General features: G+C 48.7%; 15 protein-coding genes and 1 pseudogene. 4 read left to right on the top strand and 12 right to left on the bottom strand.

The genetic code is table 11. The annotated features are described in order from the left end of the window. Positions 1–156 precede the first annotated feature (156 nt). A pseudogene (locus HMPREF2909_RS08915) lies at positions 157–1,192 on the top strand (ISL3 family transposase). Between the two features lie 254 nt (positions 1,193–1,446). On the opposite strand, the gene HMPREF2909_RS07280 reads toward HMPREF2909_RS08915, so the two are convergent. Further along, positions 1,447–1,935 carry a hypothetical protein gene (locus tag HMPREF2909_RS07280; protein ID WP_210387887.1) on the bottom strand — a complete coding sequence of 163 codons (489 nt, stop codon included), beginning with the start codon at positions 1,933–1,935 and terminating at the stop codon, positions 1,447–1,449. 487 nt (positions 1,936–2,422) lie between these two features. Here HMPREF2909_RS07280 and HMPREF2909_RS07275 point away from each other — a divergent pair, with 487 nt between their 5' ends. Both HMPREF2909_RS07275 and HMPREF2909_RS07265 read left to right on the top strand, forming a co-directional pair. Beyond that, positions 2,423–2,617, top strand: a complete 195-nt coding sequence (locus tag HMPREF2909_RS07275; protein WP_071415766.1) for a hypothetical protein — start codon at positions 2,423–2,425, stop codon at positions 2,615–2,617. Between the two features lie 359 nt (positions 2,618–2,976). Next, complete coding sequence (locus HMPREF2909_RS07265; RefSeq protein WP_148130825.1) at positions 2,977–4,020, top strand: YPDG domain-containing protein; 1,044 nt, start codon at positions 2,977–2,979, stop codon at positions 4,018–4,020. A 261-nt stretch (positions 4,021–4,281) separates the two neighbouring features. Here HMPREF2909_RS07265 and HMPREF2909_RS07260 read toward each other — a convergent pair whose 3' ends face one another. From HMPREF2909_RS07260 to HMPREF2909_RS07225, 8 genes are all read right to left on the bottom strand, one after another. Continuing rightward, positions 4,282–4,989, bottom strand: a complete 708-nt coding sequence (locus HMPREF2909_RS07260; RefSeq protein WP_148130824.1) for a hypothetical protein — start codon at positions 4,987–4,989, stop codon at positions 4,282–4,284. Between the two features lie 166 nt (positions 4,990–5,155). Continuing rightward, positions 5,156–6,166, bottom strand: coding sequence for an asparaginase (locus tag HMPREF2909_RS07255; protein ID WP_071415762.1), 1,011 nt, complete (start codon positions 6,164–6,166; stop codon positions 5,156–5,158). Positions 6,167–6,210: 44 nt separating this feature from the next. Beyond that, a complete protein-coding gene (locus tag HMPREF2909_RS07250) occupies positions 6,211–8,037 on the bottom strand; it encodes a glycoside hydrolase family 13 protein (protein WP_071415761.1) in 1,827 nt (608 codons plus the stop codon). A 186-nt stretch (positions 8,038–8,223) separates the two neighbouring features. After that, positions 8,224–9,066: an Eco47II family restriction endonuclease gene (locus tag HMPREF2909_RS07245; RefSeq protein ID WP_071415760.1), complete on the bottom strand. Its 843-nt coding sequence runs from the start codon at positions 9,064–9,066 to the stop codon at positions 8,224–8,226. Next, positions 9,066–10,073, bottom strand: coding sequence for a DNA cytosine methyltransferase (locus HMPREF2909_RS07240; RefSeq protein WP_071415759.1), 1,008 nt, complete (start codon positions 10,071–10,073; stop codon positions 9,066–9,068). Before HMPREF2909_RS07240 ends, HMPREF2909_RS07245 begins: the two co-directional genes overlap by 1 nt. Before the next feature lie 365 nt (positions 10,074–10,438). Next, positions 10,439–11,290 (bottom strand): carbohydrate ABC transporter permease, encoded by an 852-nt coding sequence (locus HMPREF2909_RS07235; RefSeq protein ID WP_071415758.1) that lies wholly within the window; start codon positions 11,288–11,290, stop codon positions 10,439–10,441. A gap of 5 nt (positions 11,291–11,295) precedes the next feature. Next, positions 11,296–12,186 carry a carbohydrate ABC transporter permease gene (locus HMPREF2909_RS07230; protein ID WP_071415757.1) on the bottom strand — a complete coding sequence of 297 codons (891 nt, stop codon included), beginning with the start codon at positions 12,184–12,186 and terminating at the stop codon, positions 11,296–11,298. 18 nt (positions 12,187–12,204) lie between these two features. Beyond that, a complete protein-coding gene (locus HMPREF2909_RS07225; RefSeq protein WP_168165287.1) occupies positions 12,205–13,431 on the bottom strand; it encodes an ABC transporter substrate-binding protein in 1,227 nt (408 codons plus the stop codon). Positions 13,432–13,982: 551 nt separating this feature from the next. Here HMPREF2909_RS07225 and HMPREF2909_RS07220 point away from each other — a divergent pair. Continuing rightward, complete coding sequence (locus HMPREF2909_RS07220; protein ID WP_071415756.1) at positions 13,983–15,173, top strand: ROK family protein; 1,191 nt, start codon at positions 13,983–13,985, stop codon at positions 15,171–15,173. A 243-nt stretch (positions 15,174–15,416) separates the two neighbouring features. Here HMPREF2909_RS07220 and HMPREF2909_RS07215 read toward each other — a convergent pair whose 3' ends face one another. The 3 genes from HMPREF2909_RS07215 to fni all read right to left on the bottom strand — a co-directional run bounded on the left by HMPREF2909_RS07215 (position 15,417) and on the right by fni (position 19,222). Beyond that, on the bottom strand, positions 15,417–16,877 hold the full coding sequence (locus tag HMPREF2909_RS07215; protein ID WP_246815532.1) for an amino acid permease: 1,461 nt from the start codon (positions 16,875–16,877) through the stop codon (positions 15,417–15,419). Beyond that, on the bottom strand, positions 16,877–18,058 hold the full coding sequence (locus HMPREF2909_RS07210) for an aminotransferase class I/II-fold pyridoxal phosphate-dependent enzyme (RefSeq protein ID WP_071415754.1): 1,182 nt from the start codon (positions 18,056–18,058) through the stop codon (positions 16,877–16,879). Before HMPREF2909_RS07210 ends, HMPREF2909_RS07215 begins: the two co-directional genes overlap by 1 nt. An 81-nt stretch (positions 18,059–18,139) precedes the next feature. Beyond that, positions 18,140–19,222, bottom strand: coding sequence for a type 2 isopentenyl-diphosphate Delta-isomerase (fni, locus tag HMPREF2909_RS07205; RefSeq protein WP_084797309.1), 1,083 nt, complete (start codon positions 19,220–19,222; stop codon positions 18,140–18,142). Positions 19,223–19,235: the final 13 nt, after the last annotated feature.

Raw genomic sequence — 19,235 nt, 5'->3', positions numbered from 1 at the left:
CGTCATAACGTATCAACAACTACGTCGTAGGGAATCCTCGATCATAGTAGCTCTTCATAATTGAGTGTGTAGCGGGGGTTTACGCGTCGCGGCATGAAACGGGGTCGGGATCTTTCATGATTGGAATAACGACAAACCAATTGGAAAGACCCCGACATGGGCAAGACTATCTTCACCGGCCCGGATTTGAATACTTTCTGCGGCTTGGATGGCATGGGCCTGACTGCAGTGGGACAGCATGTCACCCCTAAGGAAGCTGTTGTGGCATGCAAGGTGGTGCCAGATCCCCAAGAGGGCTGGTGTCGTGAATGTAGCGAGCACGAGACACCGGCGGGTTCCCTGGTACGCGTGTTAGGGGTTGACGAGCATGTATGGCGTCATACTCGCCGTGGGGATAAGTACGTGACCGTGATCATCGACCTGACCCCAGTCTATGAGAGTACCGGACCGCACGCCTCCTGGACATAGTCGAAGGCAGGTCGAAAGCCGTGTTCAAAGACTGGCTACAATCGTGGCTCCAAGCATGGCGTGACCAGATCGAGGCTGTCGCGATGTATGGGTTTACCGAGTTTAAGACCGCCACCCAAGAAGAACTCAACGCCGTCGCGGTCCTGGATCCCTTCCACGTGGTCCGCTTAGGTGGGGACGCAGTGACCACAACTCGCCGACGTGTCTAACAAGAGCTCCACGGCCACCAAGGGAGGAAAGGTGAACCCTGTACATGGCACGCCAAACCCTGCTCACCGGGGAGGGACTATTAACCGAAAAGAACCAGGACCGGTTCACGGACCTATTTGCTGAACCAGCCCACGAGTCAGTTCAAACAACATGGAAGGCCTACTAGCAGATGGTTGCCGCTTACCAGCACAAGAACCCCATCGAGGGCAAAGCCATCATGGAAAACCTCATCACCTCACTGAAGAATGTTCCACAGCATGTGGTTGAGCTTGGCAAGCTCGCACGACCCCTGGCCCGGCGTGCTGGTGACATCCTGACCTACTTCGACCTACCCTGAACATCAAACGATCCCACCGAGGCCATCAACGGCAGACTTGAACACCTACGTGGCCGAGCACAGCACTTCCATAACCTCACCCACTACATCGCCCGCTACCTCCTAGGAAGCGGCGGATTCCAAAACAAACTACACCCCCCAATTATGAAGAGCCATCATAGTTCACGCTACAAATAATATACTGGTTATGCTTCCGCTATTAGATCAGGGTTTAAGCAGTACAGGGATAATAATTTATGGAAGTTTTATATTAATTGGAATACATTCACTTAAAGCACTTAGGTCTTAAGTGTTTTTATTTTGAAAAAATATAATTTAGAAATAAAAACCACCGAGTGGCGGCTTTTAGCTTTCAATTTAATTATCTTCTTCTACCATTTCTAAACATTCATCTAAATCAAATTCTTCTGTGAATTCTGGATCCATATGGGTTAAGAAGTGCCAATCTTCTGAATCTTTTTTCTAAATAGGATTGCTTCCCCGTCTTCTGATCCGAAGTAGGCTCTTTCTACTTGGTAGCCTTTCTTTTCTAGATTTTTCTTTACTTCTAAATAATTATTATCTCTCGCTTCGATATATTCTCTTAAGTCTGAATTCGCTACTGTGTAGGCATCCACTCTAGTTGCACCTTCTGCGATTCCTTTTCCTTTTTTAGATAGGTTTGGAATTTCTTTCCAATATACTTCTACATCGCCATCTTCTGTAAACATAAACTTAGTTAGTGGTACTATGTTGCCATTTATTTCTAGTTCCATGTAGTCTGAGATTGAATCTAGCTTTATAGTCTCGTATTCAAATCCGTCTATCTCTTCAAATTTGTATCCTTTAAGTTGAGATACAAATTTTCTTCCTTCTTCTATGGTGTCAAATAGTCCTAGCTCTGTGCTCATTCCATCTTGATATAATTCTAATATAAACATTTTTCTCCTTATCTATTTAACTCTATTCCAAATTTAAAACTTGAATCGCCTTGGGTTACTCTATACTTAATCTCGTAGTTTTTAAGAAGACTACTAACTATATAGAGTCCCATCCCATTGCTATTCTTCTTGCTAAAATCAAAGTTTACGTCAAATTAGGGTGCGGCGCAGTGTCAGTACACGGCGGGCGTTATTGCGCGTTTGTTGGGTGTTTACGAGGAATTGTGTAGAAGCGTAAAAGAGAGATCTCTATTTAGACGCGGGGTAGAAAGACCGGTCGCGGCGCGTGCAGGCGCGGGGAAATACTCAACACACATTGCGAAACTAAAACAGGGATTCTAGGCTGGGTTAGAAAGGTTGATCCTGATTTCCTCATAATTGGACACCTGCAGAAGACACCTGTTGCGCTTTTGTCCAACTGGGGTAACTGGGAATCAGGAGTTCAATTCCGAAACCTTTGAGTGAGACACGAGAGGAGATAAGACTCATGGCGAAGATAAGATCGCGTAGGCCTCTTAAGATGTTCGTCCGTATTGGTTCAGCCGCTTTGGTATTGGCTTTCGCGACATCAATGGCACCTAGCTATGCTCTAGGAGGCGCTGACCGTGCCGTTGCTGACGACAATGTACCGTGCTACATGACTCCAGACAAAGGAGCTTGTGTGGCGATTGGCGTTAGATAAAACGGCAAGCAGATCAAAGCCGATAAGGCACCGGCTAACAACGTTGTTGTGACGCTTACTTCGAAAGAAAATGGTAAGCAGTATAAGTCCAGCGCTGGTGCGGGAACTTGGCACAACGACTGGCAGAACTTTGGCATGGTACCTATTCCGTTTGGAACATATAATGTGTCGTTGTCCGGTTTGGAGGGCCTCAAAGCAAACGACCTGACAGTCTCTAGAAAGAGCGGTCTTCGCGATGGCGCAACGCTAGAGGTTATAAAAGGTCAGACGAACATCTTTGTCGACCTGGTAAAGGCTCAGTTCCTGACGATTCGTGTGAAGGTTGATGGTAACAACATCCTTCGGTTAACGATCCTTCTGTGGGGAAGACTCTTCCGGAATCAATTCGCGACCTTGTTGTCACGCTGACTTCAAAAGACGGTGAGCAATACAAGTCCAGCGCAGATGCAGCACATTGGGTAAGCGGAGGTGCATACTCGGTTGCGCAGAACTTTGATCTAGAGATGCTTCCACTGGGCACTTACAAAGTGTCAGTTTCCGGCCTTGGCGACCTCGCTAATGATGATCTGAAAGTCAAGGATGATAGCGTGATTCGTAAGGGCGCAACGGTAGAAATCACGGGTAACACTCCAGACCTCTTCATCGAGTTTGAGAGTACTGATAACAAGAACTTCGAGCCTGAGTATCAGGATGGTTCTGGTAAGCCTGGTGTGGATTCGACGGTTCCTGGTCCTACGTTTAAGGACAAGGACGGTAAGGGAACCAAGGCTCCTGAGGATACTAAGTTCACTCCTGGTGAGGGTGCTCCTGAGGGCTCTAAGGTTGATGAGAACACCGGTGAGGTAACCGTTTCGGTTCCTGAAGGTGCGAAGCCGGGTGACAAGATCACGGTTCCAGTAGTTGTAACATACCCGGATGGTTCGACCGACAAGGTTAAAATGACCGTTACCGTCGGAGAACCTGACCCTGCTGATAATGACAAAGATTCGGATAAGTACCAGCCTGAATACCCTAATGCTACTGGCAAGGTAAATGACAAGACTGAGATTCCTTTGAAGCCCGGCGACCTGCCAGCAAGCACTAAGTGTGAGGTTGATCCAAGTAGCGTGCCGTCAGGCTGGAAGGCTTCTGTGGATAAAAACTGCACTTTGACCGTAGAGCCCGGCAAGGATGCAAGGCCAGGACAGAAGGCTGACATTAAGGTGAACTTCACCTACCCTGATGGCAGCACTGACACGGTGAATGCCCACTTCGAGATTGCAAAATCTGATACGATCCAAAAGTCTAAGCTTGCACGCACCGGTGCACAGGTAGCAGGACTCGCTGGTATCGTAGCCGCAATGGGCGTAGCAGGCCTTGGTCTGGTGCTCGTGCGACGCCGTCGCAAAGGCGAGAAGAACTAATCGCCTAGTCGACGAAACACCGGCATAACAGTACGACGGGGGGGGAGACCGTTTAAGGTCTCCCCCCCCCGTCACTAATTTTCAAACAAAAACTAGAATTTCTATAGCACAATCAACGCCATATCAACTAGCTCATTCCTTGGGCTTATAATCCCAATAAGGTGTGGTACATCACCAAAAAATGCATTCAGAGCATGATATATTATCTGGGCGCTCTGTGGACGCGCACGTTGGCTGAGACATGCTGATGATTTCTAGCCGTTAAACGCCACCCACTTCTATTTGGCGATCAAGACTTCCAGAATGTCCCAGGACTAGTTGGATTAAGGAACGAACAATCTGCTCTGCTGAGGTAGCATCCTCATCTTGTTCCAAATGCACTAGATCGTTATAGAAGGCTGAGGTCTGTCCGTCAGAACCATCAGCATGAGCAATAGCTTTACGAAGATCTTCTTTCTGCGCCTCATTAAGCTCATAATGACTGAGAATATAGTTGGACAAGTCAAAAGATTCCTCATCCTTCCTTTCTGGATTGAGGACATATCCCTGGTTCTTCTGCTTATCATATTCTGCCTGAGCAGCGTCTACTGCTTTTTCGGCCTCTTCCAACTTCTTCTGAGCTGCTTCATAGCTATTATCGGCATGAATAGTTGCAAGCTGCTTCTCGATATACGTATCTCGTGCCTTTTGCCTATTAGCCTGAGCTTCTTCTAAAGCGGTTTGAACAGAAGTTAAATCAGCTTGAGCTTTTTCTAAGTTAGCCTTCTGTGCCTCGTCAAGCGCCTTCTGAGCTTTCTGCTCATCGCTTTGTTCCTTGTTCAGTTCATCTTGAGCAGCCTGCTTATCCGCTTGGTCCTGCTTGACTGTTTTTACTGGGGCTGTGCTTTCTGTTTTCTGCGGAGTAGTATCTACTACTTCCTCAGCGAGCGCTGATGGGGCAACCGCCATCGACGCAAACAAAACAGCCACTGCTCAATGCAGCGGTAGTACGTCGTACAGCATTACTTTTTGGCTTAATTTGGGCATGCTTCGCCATAGTTTTTTACCCTCTTCTCGATTAAAATTCATCGAAATATATACGTTTTAAAGCCCCCCCCCCCCCCCGCAATTTTTCAATTCGCGAGGGGTTTATGTCTCATAATTTTTTCCAGGCAGGAGTGAGTTCTCCAGCAATGGATTTCGGCATCCATGCGGCCAGCTCTTTACCGCGAAGTCCTTGCGATAAGAGGAAAATAATCTTAGCGTAGGCGGCTTCCAAAGTCATATCGCCGGTTCCTACAGCGCCTGCTTTAGCAATAGCGTCACCCGTTTCGTAGTGTCCAAGCAAAACCTCGGCTTGCGAGCACTGAGAGGACACGATTACTGGTATATCGTCCGCAATGGCAGAGCGAATAACATCGACCAAACCTGGCTCGTCGGACGGTACGTTGCCCACGCCATACGCGCGCAACAGCACGGCCTGCGGGCGCGGAGTAATCAAGTGTTCTAAACGCTGCGCGGTAATGCCCGGAACCATATCGACCACCACCACATCCTGACGCGTGTATGGCAGCGGATTCGCCCAACCGGCACCGCTGCGCTCAACTGGGTACCAGCGCCATGGAGCGCCTGTGCGAGCCAGCGGGCCCGTGGCCGGCGAGGAAAAGCCCTCAAAAGCCCATGAGGATGACTTCGTTACGCGGTTTCCTGGAAACAGGTGGTGCCCGAAGAAGAGTGTTACGCCTTCTGCGCGTTCATACAAAGCGGCGTTCAGCGCTCCAGTCACGTTCGCGGTCGCATCGGTTTCGACCATACCCAACGGCAGCTGTGAGCCGGTCAAAATAACCGGTTTACCAAACTCAGTAAGCGCATAACTTAAGGCTGCTGACGAATAGCTCATCGTGTCGGTTCCGTGCAGCACAACGAAAGCATCGGAATCGTCGTGATGCAGCCATAAATCGTCGATCATGGCCTGCCAATTATCTGGCGTCGCGTTCGAGGAGTCGATAAGCGGGTCGAGGCTGGTCATGCTCACATTGCCCTCGCCCAACTGCGTGCCCGCCAAAACGTGGTTGAGCCAGCCCTGCATATCTGCGCCGGGCTGGAGACCCTGCGGAGAATCAACCATGCCAATCGTGCCACCGGAATAAGTTGCATGAATACGCATAGTTGAGCCTCCTTAAACGTTCTGTAGCTATTCTACTCGAAGCTCTACAGACGCACGGCCACGCCCTCCCACGCCGCCAATTGACCGCCGGCAAGCGCTTGCACGGTATGAGCTCTGTCGTACGTGCTCAGCAGGATGTGCTGCTCGGCCAGTTCCTTATTCGCAAGCAGTGCGGCGGCCTCGCTCGGAATATCGACGACCTTGCCCGACACGTTTACGAGCACGAGCACGGTTTCTTCCAAAGAGCGCGTAAAAGCGTACACCTGCTCGTTCGCGGCATCGAGGAGCTGCCAATCGCCGGCCGCAATCACTGGGTTTGTGTGACGCAGCTCGATGAGCTTCTTGTAGAACGAGTAGACGGAATCTGGGTCGTCGTACTCAGCTGCCGCGTTAATATCCACATGATTCGCGTTCACATCGATCCACGGGCGCTGCGCCGTTTCGCACGTAAAGCCCGCGTAAGTCGAAGCGTCCCACTGCATTGGCGTGCGCGCGTTATCGCGGCCGCGGCGAGCGAGCGCGTCCATCATGGATTCCGGCGACTGAATGCCCGCCTCGTCCACGCGCTGATGATACATATTAATCGACTCGAGATCGCGATACTGATCGAGGCGCGTAAAGTGAGCGTTGGTCATGCCCAGCTCTTCGCCCTGATAGATGTATGGCGTTCCGCGATGCATGTGCAGGAGCAGGCCAAGCGCTTTAGCCGATCGCGCGCGCGTTTCGTCCGTGCTATCGTCTCCCCAGCGCGAGACCGCGCGAGGCTGATCGTGATTATTAAAGAACAGGCTGGCCCATCCGCTGTTTTTGACTGCTTTCTGCTGCTCTGATAGTGTGCGCTTAAGCTCGGTAAGGCGCAAAGGGATTGGGTTCCACTTCGTGCCGTTTTCGCAGTCGACATCGACGTGCTCGAACAGGAAGAGCATATCGAGTTCGCCGTTAGCTGGGTTAGTAATGTGTTCATTGCGCTCAGGGGTAATGCCTGGCGCCTCACCCACAGTGAGGAAGCCGTCTCGACCAGCGAATACTTCGCGGCGCATTTCTGCGAGGAACTCATCTACGCGAGGGCCATCCGAGCAGAATGGGAATGGTGAGGAATAGCCGTCTGGACCTGCTGGAAGGTCTTCGAGTTCGCTACCCTCTTCACCTGGTAAGCGACCGTTAGCATCGTAAGGCTTGGAAATCTGAGTAATAACGTCCATACGGAAGCCGTCGATACCGCGATCCATCCACCAATTCATCATGGCGTATACGGCTTTACGCACTGCCGGGTTCTCCCAGTTAAGGTCTGGCTGCTTCTTCGAATACTGATGCAAGAAGTATTCGCCGCGCTTGTCGTCGAACTGCCACGCGGATCCGCCGAAGTACGAGCCCCACTTATTTGGCTCTGCTCCCGGTTCGCCCGGCGTAAAACCTGCGCGGGTTGGACGCCAAATATACCAATCAGCGTGCTCGTCGCTCTTATCGCGGCTGGCCTGGAACCAGGCGTGCTCATCCGAGGTGTGATTCACTACCAAATCCATAACGACTTTTAAGCCTCGGTCGTGTGCTTGGGCGAGCAGCTCGTCCATATCTGCGAGTGTGCCGAAAAGCGGATCGATATCTTGATAATCCGAGATATCGTAGCCGTTATCGTCTTGAGGAGAGTTAAACACTGGGCTAAGCCAGAGCACATCGACGCCCAAGTCGGCCAAATAGTCGAGGCGACTGGTGATGCCTTTAAGATCGCCCATGCCGTCGCCATTCGTATCTTGGAAGCTGCGTGGGTAAATCTGATACACCACGGCATTGGACCACCACGGATTAGGCGTATCGATGGTTCCGTTAGTGCGAATATCGTTAGAAAGTTGCATACGGTCGGCCGTGACCATGGCTGACTCCTCTCGAAGGGTTGGTGTTGTTGTGCAAGGGGTTGCGCTCATCGCTGAGCGCTCTATCTGTTATCTTAAGTTATCTTAAAAAGCGGCGTTTAATATTCCTAAATCGGGCGTGGCTAGGGTGAATAGAAAGTAATTGGCTGTCCTAGATTTATCTCTAGGACAGCCAAATTTATATTCTTATCGTTCTTCATTAATGTTGTAATCTTTAAAGCCTAGATATGTACTGAAGCCAAGCATGTACATTGACATAATCATCGTTTGGTTATCAGGTACTCCTTGCATGCTCTCAGAGTATTTTTCAAGCTCGGCATAAACAGTATCGTGCGTTCTTTCTGATATAGTCCCTTCTTCATTGAGCACCTCGTCTACTACCTTCGGCAAAACCATACATATCTGATAAAACGCGTCAGATTGCCCAGTAACGATTTCATAGAATTTATCAATGCTAACTCGACGAATTTTGCGATGCGATACTTTTACACCATTGACAGTGGTTTCCCATACTATATTCTGGCTCTTCTTCGCAATTGCTTCAACAAGAAAACAAGCGCAATCATCGTTGCTCAATAACTGATTCTGCATTTTTATGTACGTCTTACCAGCAGATGCAGAATTCATTGTATTATGCTTGTTCTTCATCTCCACATAAATTTTATGAACAGTATTACCCTCATCTACCGTATATCCATTGGAATCTTCATAGATAACATCCCATCCACCCTCTTGACCATTTGCTGGAACGTGGCAATTCTTTATATACTCAAATAATCTTTGATGAAAATAACCAATCTCATTTGTGTTCGATTTATCTCGTTGACGAAAAATTTCGTTAGAGATTATTTGTCCCCAACTTTCACCATAGACAGCTCTGTCAAAAACCATTTTTACAGGATCAACAATATTCGAGTTAAACTTTTTCACATCATATGGCTTAAGTTTCGAACCGTAATGACGAATTGTTGCTTTTACGTGATTTTTAAAATCTTCATGCGAAATGAAATTAATATCCCAATCCGCCATTACACAATCTCCTTCTGTAATGCTTTTATAATCTGTTCACCAATACGCCGAGCCAGCTCAACAGGAACTGCATTACCAATCTGTTTATATTGATTGCTCAGAGTACCTGTAAAAGACCAACTATCTGGGAAGCTCTGTATTCGAGCATACTCTCGCACAGTGAATGGTCTTGTTTCTTCTGGATGACATCTCTCCGTCTGCTTTTGTGAAGGAGATGTAGTAAGCGTCAGGCATGGTTCATCCCATGCAATACGGCGTGCCATACCACGTTTACCCCCACCGGAAAAATAACTACGTCCCATGTACTCCCGTGCAATATTGTCAGGCAAATCTACCCAGCAACCTCCAGGGGGTACTAATTCCATAACACGCTTCTTCTTGTCGCTATACGGCTGAAAAGGACTATCAGGAACATTTTTTAAGACATCACGCAAGATTGTCTGTTTCTCATCGGGGATTGGGTATTTGAATGATATCCTATCAGCGATATCATTTCTTATTCCAATAACAATCAGTCGTTCACGCTTTTGTCCGACACCGAAATAGCTTGCGTTCAGCACTCGATATTGAACCTGATACCCATGGTTAATGAATTCATGTCGTATCGTTTCAAATGTCCTACCATGATCATGGCTCAGCAGACCGCGTACATTTTCAAATAGAAACATCTTAGGCTGAATTTCACTGATACAGCGAGCGAACTCAGCAAACAACGTGCCACGCGTATCCCCAAAACCCAGCTTTTTACCCGCATATGAAAACGCTTGGCACGGTGCTCCACCGGAGACAAAATCAACTTTCCCAAAGTACGGAGTAAAGTCAACTTCATGAATGTCAGATTCAATCACGTTCCAATGAGGGCGATTTAAGCGTAGGGTTTCACAAGCAGCATGATCATATTCAACAAATGCCACATCATCAATACCAGCCTGTTCAAGACCTAAAGCCATTCCTCCACCACCCGCGAAAAGCTCTATACCCTTTATCTTGTTTGCTTTTCCTGACATAAAATCTTGGTGCCAAGCCTTTCGTATGTAATGGGTTTAAATGGTGCAAGAAAATATTGCACTCATAAAAACAACTCGCCTTGAATAGATGAATTCTGACTTAATATCCTAGACCAATAAACAGACCTTATTCAGTGAGAAAAACATCTTCATCAAGAAATCAGCATCCGCTTTTAAATTGGATTGTATGCGAAATATTACAACACCTAACGCAAGACTTTACTTGTAGTATACGAATTATCTCATTAATAAATGGTCTGTGTGCTTCAGGCACACAGACCATCAGTGTCAATGTAAAAGTCAGCCGCTGCTAGTCAATCAATAGTTGAAAATCACAGCTATCAAAACACCCCACTGGGCTGTTTCTACTTAACCGCTCCGCGCATAACACCACCAATAACACACTTTTGCGCAATAATGTACACAATCAAAACTGGAGCCATTGCCATCAAATAGCTAGAGAATGCCATCGGATAGTTTGTGGCGAACTGAGAACTAAATACATACTGTGCCAAAGGAATAGTCTGGTTTGATTGATCAGTCAGAACAATCAAAGGCAAAAGGAAGTCGTTCCATGCCCACAGAGCAGTTAAAATAGCAATCGTTGCGTTAATAGGGCTCATCAGAGGGAAAATAATCTGCCAGAAAATGCGCCACGTGCTCGCACCATCGATGCGGGCTGCTTCCTCTAGAGATACAGGTATCGAGCGGATAAATCCGGTAGCAATAAACAGATTTGTCCCCAAACCTAAAATCATGTACAAAATAATCAAACCAATTTGATTATCCAGATGCAATGTTCCCATTTGCTTAGCAATCGGAAGCATAACTACAGGGAACGGCACGAACATAGCGGCAATAAAGAAGTAATACAGGAAGCGGAAGAAACGCTTATCCATATTACGTGCCACAGCATAAGCAACGAAAGTATTCGTCAACAAAGTGAGCACAACTGCAGCCACGGTAATAATAGCTGAGTTCAACGCTGCCTTTGGATAGTTCACCTTTGCAGCAGCATCAGCAAAATTATGCCATTGCCATGTTGTTGGAAGGCTGAATGTGCCTGCCTCTGCTGGTGTCTTCAGTGCTGTAACAATGGTGAAGTACAAAGGCACGAGAACAGTAAGAGACAGAACTGCTACGGCAGCGGTAAGCCACCAGTTAATGTTGTGATCCTTGCGGTACTTCACAGCAGTAGATGATTTTGCAGTAGACATTGTTATCACACCTTTTCCTTGCTACCGAAGAACTTCAACTGAATGAAGGCAATAATTGCCAACACAATAAAGAAGAGCACAGCATTAGCCGTCTGGTAAGCGTATTCACCACCAGTTAAACCGCCCTTCCAAATCAGATAGGTTACCGTTTCTGTCTTAGAGTTAGGGCCACCCTCAGTCAAAGCCACCACTTGATCGAAAGTACCCAAAGCGTTCTTCATAGTCAGCACCAAATTAATGGTAAAGAACGGGCCAATCAGAGGGAAGGTAATCTTCCAGAAGTTCTGCCAAGCGTTTACGCCATCAATAGCTGCAGCCTCATAAATTTCGGAATCAATAGTTTGCAAACCTGCCAAATAAATCAGCACAGAATATGCAATACCCTGCCACACAGCCAAGAAAACAATAGGAATCCATGAATAGGTTTCGTTTGTCAGTAATGATTCTGAGAGTAACGGAATATGCAAAGCCTTACCTAGCTCTGGCAGTGGCTGCATAAAGATGTACTTAAAAACGTAGCCAATAACCAGAACAGACAGCGTATAAGGAATAAAGAAGATAGCTCGGAAGCCGTTCTTAAAACCAATACGACCGTTAAGCACCACAGCCAGGAACATAGCAATGCAGTTAATCAGCACTGTAATGAGCACAGCGATAAAGAAGGTGAAAATATATGCATTGCCCACGCGGTTATCTTGGAACAGCGCTATATAGTTCTTGAAGCCAATCCATTTGAAATCACCGTAACCTTGCGAATTCGTGAAGGAATAGCCCACACCTTGAATAAATGGCACGTAAAGGAATACTGCAAACAGGACTGCAGCAGGAATAGCCATCCAATAGTAGGCGCTCTCTACCTTGCGGCGAGAGAATGCAGATGTGCGTTTTTTAGCCATTGTTCTCTCCTTTCTCTCTTAGAACGTCCTAGCTTGGACTTTATCCCACTCAGTTTGCATATTATTAATGAACTGGTTCACATTGCCCGTCATAACAGCACTTTGCAAATAGCCACCAATATTAATGGATGCTGGAATGTAATGATCGCAGAAATCAATCACTTGATTCTTTTCGAAGAACGGGCGCACGCCTTCCAAAGCCTTACCGCCAAAGTGAGTCTTCTTCAATGGAGTAATGGCATACTGAGCATCGGCATACGCATTAAGCTGCTTTTCGCTCATAAGGAACTCAATGAACTTCATAGCTTCCTTTGGATGCTTGGTATTCGCTCCCATAGTCAGCATCACATCGTCACCAGCAGTCAACTTCTGCTCTTTCACATCATCCGTTGCCGGCATCTGCGCAAAGCCGAGCTCAATGTCTGGATTAATCATAGTAATTTGCGGAATCGCATACGTTCCCAAAGGAATAATCGCAGCCTTGCCCTGCGCGAAGTTCTGCGTACCCTGCTGATACGTTACGCCTTTCTCGGAGTCCGCGTACTTGTACAGCTCGATTTCCTTATCGATAACATCGGTCCAGATCTTCTTAAACGTGGTCTCGGCCGTCTTCAACTTGGTGTACTCGGTTTCTGGAACCAACGTGCCAGCCAAAGAGGACAGCGGAGCCTGAGTGGTCCATGCGTCTGCCAAAGTTGCCTGAACCGGATTAATGCCGGCGTCGCGGAACTTCTTGAGCATAGCAATAAATTCACTCCAAGTCTGTGGAGGATTATCTGGATCTACCTCTGCCTGACGCCACAGCGTCTTGTTGTAAATGTATCCGGATGCATTGCCTGCAAATGGCAAACCGTACAGACGCTTCTTAACAGGATCGGTGGTTTGCACGAGGTTCTTAGCAATGTTAACCATGCCCGGATTGAGCTTACCGACAATAGGTTCGTCGGTAAAGTCGTGGAAAACGCCCGATGCGGCGAACATACCGAAGTTAATATCGCCGTTAAAAGTAATAACGTCTGGCACGCGGTTCTTAACGAAGCGGGTGCGCAAATCAGTTTGAGCGTTTGCAGAATTATTTACATTAATACGAATTCCAGGGTTCTGTGCCTCGAATTCCTTAGCCATTTTCTTAAATTGATCTGCTGCTTCAGACTTGAATTGGAAAAAATCTAAAGTAACAACTTTGGAATGTGCGCCGTCTGCGCTTGCGCCGATTGCGCTGCAACCCGCTACACCAACAATCATAGCGGCTGCGCACACAGCAGTGATGCCCGCGGTTACGCCACGAGTAATGCGATGGCGAATACGCGCGACCACACCGTGATTTTTGCCGCTTGGACCTGCGGCTCCAGCGGCTCCTCTGTGGGAATCCCTCGCCTGAGAAAGCGCCATATTAGACTCCTTTGCCTCTCCTTTGTGCTTGCAGGGGCTTGACCGTTGCTCGAACCTTGTACGAGTTACCGCTCGAGTTACCGTTCGGCTTAACGCTCAGGTTGCGCGCCAACATCACGCGCGAACGTCTCCACAACGTTGCACCCAAGCATCTCCCACAAACTTCGAGAGCCTGCAAGCTGTTACATCGTTACAGCGTCTTCGCCGCAACTGTCCGTAACTTGTATCTTTTTCATAGTAATTTTCTTGCGTTTACATTCCCACTATCTGCGAGTCGTTGCACAAAGCAACTAATTAGGAGTATTTTTATTAAGAGAGAAAGAAATAGTTCGCACTTATGGCGCTTGAGGTGCTTGCGGCACGTTCGCAGCACCGCGCGTTCTAAAAGCTCAAGAAAGGTCGTTATGAGCATTCAGCCTACACCGCAGTGGTTTACTGGTTCCGAATACACGCACAAAGTTGCTCAAGCGATTGCTCAGTATGGACCTATCGCGCGCACCACGTTGGCACAGATGCTTGGTTTATCGCAGGGCGCTCTGTCGCGCATTACCAGCGATCTCATCTATGCGAACGTTATCGAGGAGATGCCTGGCTCGCCGAGCGACGACAGTAAGTTGCCTGCAGATTTGGTTGTGCAAGAGAACTCTCACCGTCGCGGCCGCCCGCAGACTGCTTTGCGTTTGCGCGCCGAAGAGCGCACGTTTATTGGTGTGAACATTCATGGCTCGGGAGTGAGCCTTACCATTACCGACGCTTTGTGCAAGCCGCTGATTGATTGCGTTACCGAGCATTTAGATTCGCTCGAGCCACGCGCTGTGGCTCAGCAGATCGCTCGCATAGCTGAGCGCTGCAGCCGAGATATTGAGCCGTCCCCTGTTTCGATGGGTTTGAGCGTAGGCGGGCACGCAGAAGAAGACCGCTACGTTACGTTCGCTCCGTTCCTGCACTGGGACGGCATTGTCGATTTAGCCGGCATGATGGAAGAAGAAAGCGGATTGCCGTGCGCGATTTTTAACGATTTGGATTCGCTCCTCTTCCACGAAGGCTGGTTCGGCGCAGGCGTAGGATTGCCTCGTTTTGCCGTTATTACTATCGGTTCGGGCGTTGGCTACTCTTTGAGCGAGAACGGTACTCCGGTTAATTATCCAGATAAGAGCTACGGTTTGATTGGCCATATCCCGATTGACCCAGACGGTCCGCGCTGCTTCGCTGGGCACGCCGGCTGCTCGCAGTGCTTAACGAACGACTCCTTAGCCGAAGAATACTCGGGCATGATTGGACGCCAAGCCACTTTCGATGAGTTTGCTGCCGATGCTGTGGCTGGCGGCGCTCAAGCTCGTCAGCTCGTGAACAAGATCTGCTTCCGTTTGGGCACTTTGATTGCGATTATGGCCAATTTCGCTATGCCAGAAAAGGTGATTATTAGCGGCGAATCCTCGTTTATCGCAAACCTCAACAAGGAATCAATTCGTAGCGGCATTAACTGGTACCGTGCCAGCCAAGCCTCAAAGATTAACTTCCAGATTCTCGACTTTGATTGGTCTGACTGGGCCGAGGCTGCCGCTGCCCGCGCTATCGCTCGGTATATCGGGTAAGGTGTAGCCACGCTCCGCTTCTTGCGCTAGTCTTTCCAGTTCTGCGTTTTCTTCTGGATTAAAATCCTCTTCGGTCAAGATTCGGTATGTATGCTTTATAGCCATGTACTTATTGTATCGGCTCAAACGAGTGCCCGTAATGGTAGTGCGGCCGAGCATAACCCCTAAAACAACAATTCACCTCGCACTACGTAAACTTGCCAAAACTTTTGGCTTAAAACTGTAGTACGAGGTGAATTGTTACTACTCCTCAATCTCAGTATCGAGCATCTCGTCCATCAAATTCGCCTGAATACGTCCACGCACATAGAACCATCCAGCAATCAATGCCACAATCACCACAGCGAACAGAGCTAGAGTTTTACGCCCAGAATCACTACATAGATTAGAAAGCACTACCACAGCATAAAAAGCTAGAGAAATGTAGTCAGTGAACGGCGCCCATGGCATTCTATATTCAGGACGCTGCTCTTCACCCTTCTTTACTTTACGCAAGAAAGCAATATGCGTAATCAAAATCATGGACCATGTTCCAGCAATACCAATACCAGCCAAATCCATAATCACGTTAAAGGCATCCTCAGCCAGTACAGCGTTGAGCACAACGCCTACTAAACCAAGAGCAGAAGTAATAATAATACCGCCGGACGGAACTTTATGCTTATTCAGTTTTTCTGCAAAGCGAGGGCCAGAGCCAGCAATAGCCATAGAGCGCAAGGTACGTCCAGTAGCGTATAGCCCCGCGTTTAGGGAGGAAAGCGCGGCTGTTAAAACAACTACCTGAATAATATCGCCTGCATATGGCACGTTAATACCCGAGAAGAAGGTAACGAATGGCGATTCGTCAGAAGAATACGCCATGTATGGCAAAACCAAAGCCATGAGCAGAACCGAGCCAATATAGAAGACGAAGATGCGCACAATCATGGAGTTGATGGCTTTAGGAAGAACCTTCTGTGCGTCCTGGGTTTCTCCAGCAGCAACGCCCACCATTTCTGTTCCACCGAAGGCATACACGACTCCCAAGGTCAGGGAGAGCATAATAGGAACACCGTGAGGCATGAAGCCGCCAAACTGCGTAATATTATGCACGCCCGCGGTGTAAGCTGTGCCATCAGGCGCAGTGCCGGTATGCGCGTGGAAAATAATAGCTCCAATGGCAATAAGCATAAAACCAATAATGGTGGCCACCTTAATAGCAGCAAACCAGAATTCCGCTTCACCAAACATTTTTACACTCATCATATTGAGCGCGAACACGACGGCGAGCGCGATAAGAGCCAGCACCCATTGCGGAACCGGCTTAAACAGCTGCCAGTAGTGCAGGTAGAGCGCGACAGCGGTAATGTCGGCCATTACGGTGGTGGCCCAGTCGAGGAAGAACATCCAACCGGTTATGTACGCACCCTTTTCGCCCAAGAATTCGCGCGAATAGGAGACGAAAGCTCCTGATGATGGGCGGCGGATAGCCAGCTCTCCTAAAGCGCGCACCATAAGGAAGGCGAAGATGCCGCAGACCGCGTAGGCGAAGACGAGGCCGGCACCACCTTGAGCAAGGCGGCCGCCAGCACCCAGGAACAGACCTGTTCCAATAGATCCGCCAATAGCAATCATTTGAATGTGGCGAGCTTTAAGACCTTTTTCGTAGCCGGCATCACCCTTGTCGACTGTGGTGGTTGATTGTTCTGCGACTGATTCACTCACTAGTTTTGCTCCTTTAACCACACCTTCAAGCGCTGAGCACACTCACGAAGGCTCTCCATACTTGCCGCATAGCTGGCGCGCACCCAGCGAGACTGCAGATTACCGAATGCAGCTCCTGGAATTAATGCCACTTTCGCTTCGTAGGCAAGTTTTGTGCAGAAGTCCAGGCTGGAACCCTCAAACCAGTCTGGCATTTGAATAAACAGATAGAATGCGCCGTCTGGATAGGCGACGGTAAAGCCCATGTCGGTAAGCGCTTCGTACATAAAGTTGCGACGTGCGCTGTATTCGGCCACCATTGCTTCGATATCCTCGTCACCATGCTCGTAGCCTTCTTGAGCGGCGTCCATGGTAAAGGTGGCGCCGGTAGCCACGTTCGACTGATGTACTTTTACGAATTCGTTCGCATACTGTGCAGGCGCGGCAATATAGCCCACACGCCAGCCGGTCATTGCGAAAGACTTGGAGGCGGAGTCGATAAGCACGGTGTTATCTGGAACGTAACGCGCAATAGAATCTGCGCGCGAACCACCGTAGTAGATTTCGCTATACACTTCATCCGACACCACCATAATATTGTGACGCTTCACAACCTCGGCCAGTACCTTAATTTCCTCGGTGGTCAGCGCCACACCCGTTGGATTATTTGGGTAGTTAATAATAAGTACTGGGCGCTTACCTGCGGTCTGTGCACGCTCAATCGCCTCTTCGAGCTGTTGAGGGGTGAGCTTAAAACCTGTGTCTGTTGTATCAATAAGATCGAGACTGCCGCCGGCGAGCAGTGTTTGCGTTTTATACGCACCGAAAGCAGGGATAGGAATAATTGACTGTGTTTCTGGGCTGAGCAGAGAACCCAAACTTGACGACAATGCTTCACTACCGCCGACAGTAGCTACGATATTATCCACGGAATACTCAAGACCGCGACGGCGCTTGAGGTACGCCACGACTGCTTCACGGAAGTCCATTGTTCCCGCGTTAGGCGCATAATGTGTGCGGCCAGCCTGGATAGACTCGATACCCGCCTGCACCACGCGTTGAGGGGTAGGAAAATCAGGCTCGCCTAAAGTCAGCTTAATAATGCCGTCGATATCGGAAATCTCGGCATCGAAAGAACGAATAAGTGAGCCGCGTAAATCGCGCACAGCACCGCGTACTGTGTTAGTAGCCTCGTTCGTCATAGTGTCTCCTCTGGCTCGTCGTTATGCTGTACACACTTTACTCATAAAAGACGATGTTAGGAGCCCAATATTTCGAACGTCTTACATAGAGGAACGCATTGCCATGTACTGCATTAAACTGTCCGGCAGCGAGAAGTCCGCTTCGAACGGCAGCTCTTCCACGACCGGTACTCCGATAAGCGCCATGATTTGCGCGCACTGCGTATCCCACATCTGCACAAGTTCGATAGTTTTGCGCACCGCTTCGTCCGCATCCTCAGATGAGGTGATTGACTGCAAGAAAGCCGCAGATAAGCCGACCGCGTCTGCTCCGAGAGCAAGATATTTGACTATATCGAGCGGATGGCGCACGCCTCCTGAGGCGATAACCATCGGTTTTTTGTTCGCATCTGCTACCGCCGCCATCGTATCCATTAGAGAGCGAATAGTCGTTATGCCCCAGTTTTCGAGGAAAGAGTAGGGATGATTCTCTGTTCGAGCGTTTTCGATCTGAATAAAGTTCGTACCGCCGCGACCGGCTACATCAATCGCATCGACATAGTCGGCTATACGCTCGGCCACATCGTAGCTAATACCAAAGCCCACTTCTTTGACGATAATAGGAACATTGAGCTCATCTGAGCATTGGCGAATCATGCGTTCCCAACCACGGAAGTCCTTCTCACCTTCTGGCATAACGATTTCCTGCGCAGCATTCAAATGAATCTGCAAAGCAGACGCGCCAATTAAATCGACGACGAACTGGGCTGCGTCCACAGTGTGTTCAGCACCAATATTGGCAATAAACTGAACATCGGGAAAATCCTCGCGCAAACGACCATACGCGGCTCGCGTTGCAAGATTTTTAACAGCAATGCTCATCGATCCCAAAGCCAGCGGAGTGCCTGTCGCCTGAGCTACACGCGCTAAACGGCGGTTAATCTCGTCCGCTTTCTGCGTGCCTCCGGTCATCGCGTTAATAAAAAACGGACGCGGCATCTGCATACCTACCAGCGAAGTGCTGATGTTCACATCAGACACGCGCGTTTCGGGCAGAGCATTATGCACGAACTCCATCGCATCAATCTCTTCGTGCGTGTTGAGCGGAGCCATGCCATAAAACTGGCGAGCTAAAAGCACATGATCATCTTTACGCGAAGAAATAAAAGGATCCGGAGTCGTCATAAGCCAACCTTTC

The sequence above is a fragment of the Alloscardovia sp. HMSC034E08 genome (assembly GCF_001813415.1).
GTDB lineage: Bacteria > Actinomycetota > Actinomycetes > Actinomycetales > Bifidobacteriaceae > Alloscardovia > Alloscardovia omnicolens.
Note: the sequence above shows the minus strand (reverse complement) of the source record. Positions and strands in the feature narration are given on the sequence as shown.

Coding starts and splice junctions, on each gene's coding strand:
- HMPREF2909_RS07250 (WP_071415761.1), bottom strand. CDS start 8,037: ATGGTCACGGCCGACCGTATGCAACTTTCTAACGATATTCGCACTAAC.
- HMPREF2909_RS07225 (WP_168165287.1), bottom strand. CDS start 13,431: ATGATTGTTGGTGTAGCGGGTTGCAGCGCAATCGGCGCAAGCGCAGAC.
- HMPREF2909_RS07220 (WP_071415756.1), top strand. CDS start 13,983: ATGAGCATTCAGCCTACACCGCAGTGGTTTACTGGTTCCGAATACACG.
- HMPREF2909_RS07235 (WP_071415758.1), bottom strand. CDS start 11,290: ATGTCTACTGCAAAATCATCTACTGCTGTGAAGTACCGCAAGGATCAC.
- fni (WP_084797309.1), bottom strand. CDS start 19,222: ATGACGACTCCGGATCCTTTTATTTCTTCGCGTAAAGATGATCATGTG.
- HMPREF2909_RS07240 (WP_071415759.1), bottom strand. CDS start 10,073: ATGTCAGGAAAAGCAAACAAGATAAAGGGTATAGAGCTTTTCGCGGGT.
- HMPREF2909_RS07280 (WP_210387887.1), bottom strand. CDS start 1,935: ATGTTTATATTAGAATTATATCAAGATGGAATGAGCACAGAGCTAGGA.
- HMPREF2909_RS07210 (WP_071415754.1), bottom strand. CDS start 18,058: ATGACGAACGAGGCTACTAACACAGTACGCGGTGCTGTGCGCGATTTA.
- HMPREF2909_RS07245 (WP_071415760.1), bottom strand. CDS start 9,066: ATGGCGGATTGGGATATTAATTTCATTTCGCATGAAGATTTTAAAAAT.
- HMPREF2909_RS07230 (WP_071415757.1), bottom strand. CDS start 12,186: ATGGCTAAAAAACGCACATCTGCATTCTCTCGCCGCAAGGTAGAGAGC.
- HMPREF2909_RS07255 (WP_071415762.1), bottom strand. CDS start 6,166: ATGCGTATTCATGCAACTTATTCCGGTGGCACGATTGGCATGGTTGAT.
- HMPREF2909_RS07275 (WP_071415766.1), top strand. CDS start 2,423: ATGGCGAAGATAAGATCGCGTAGGCCTCTTAAGATGTTCGTCCGTATT.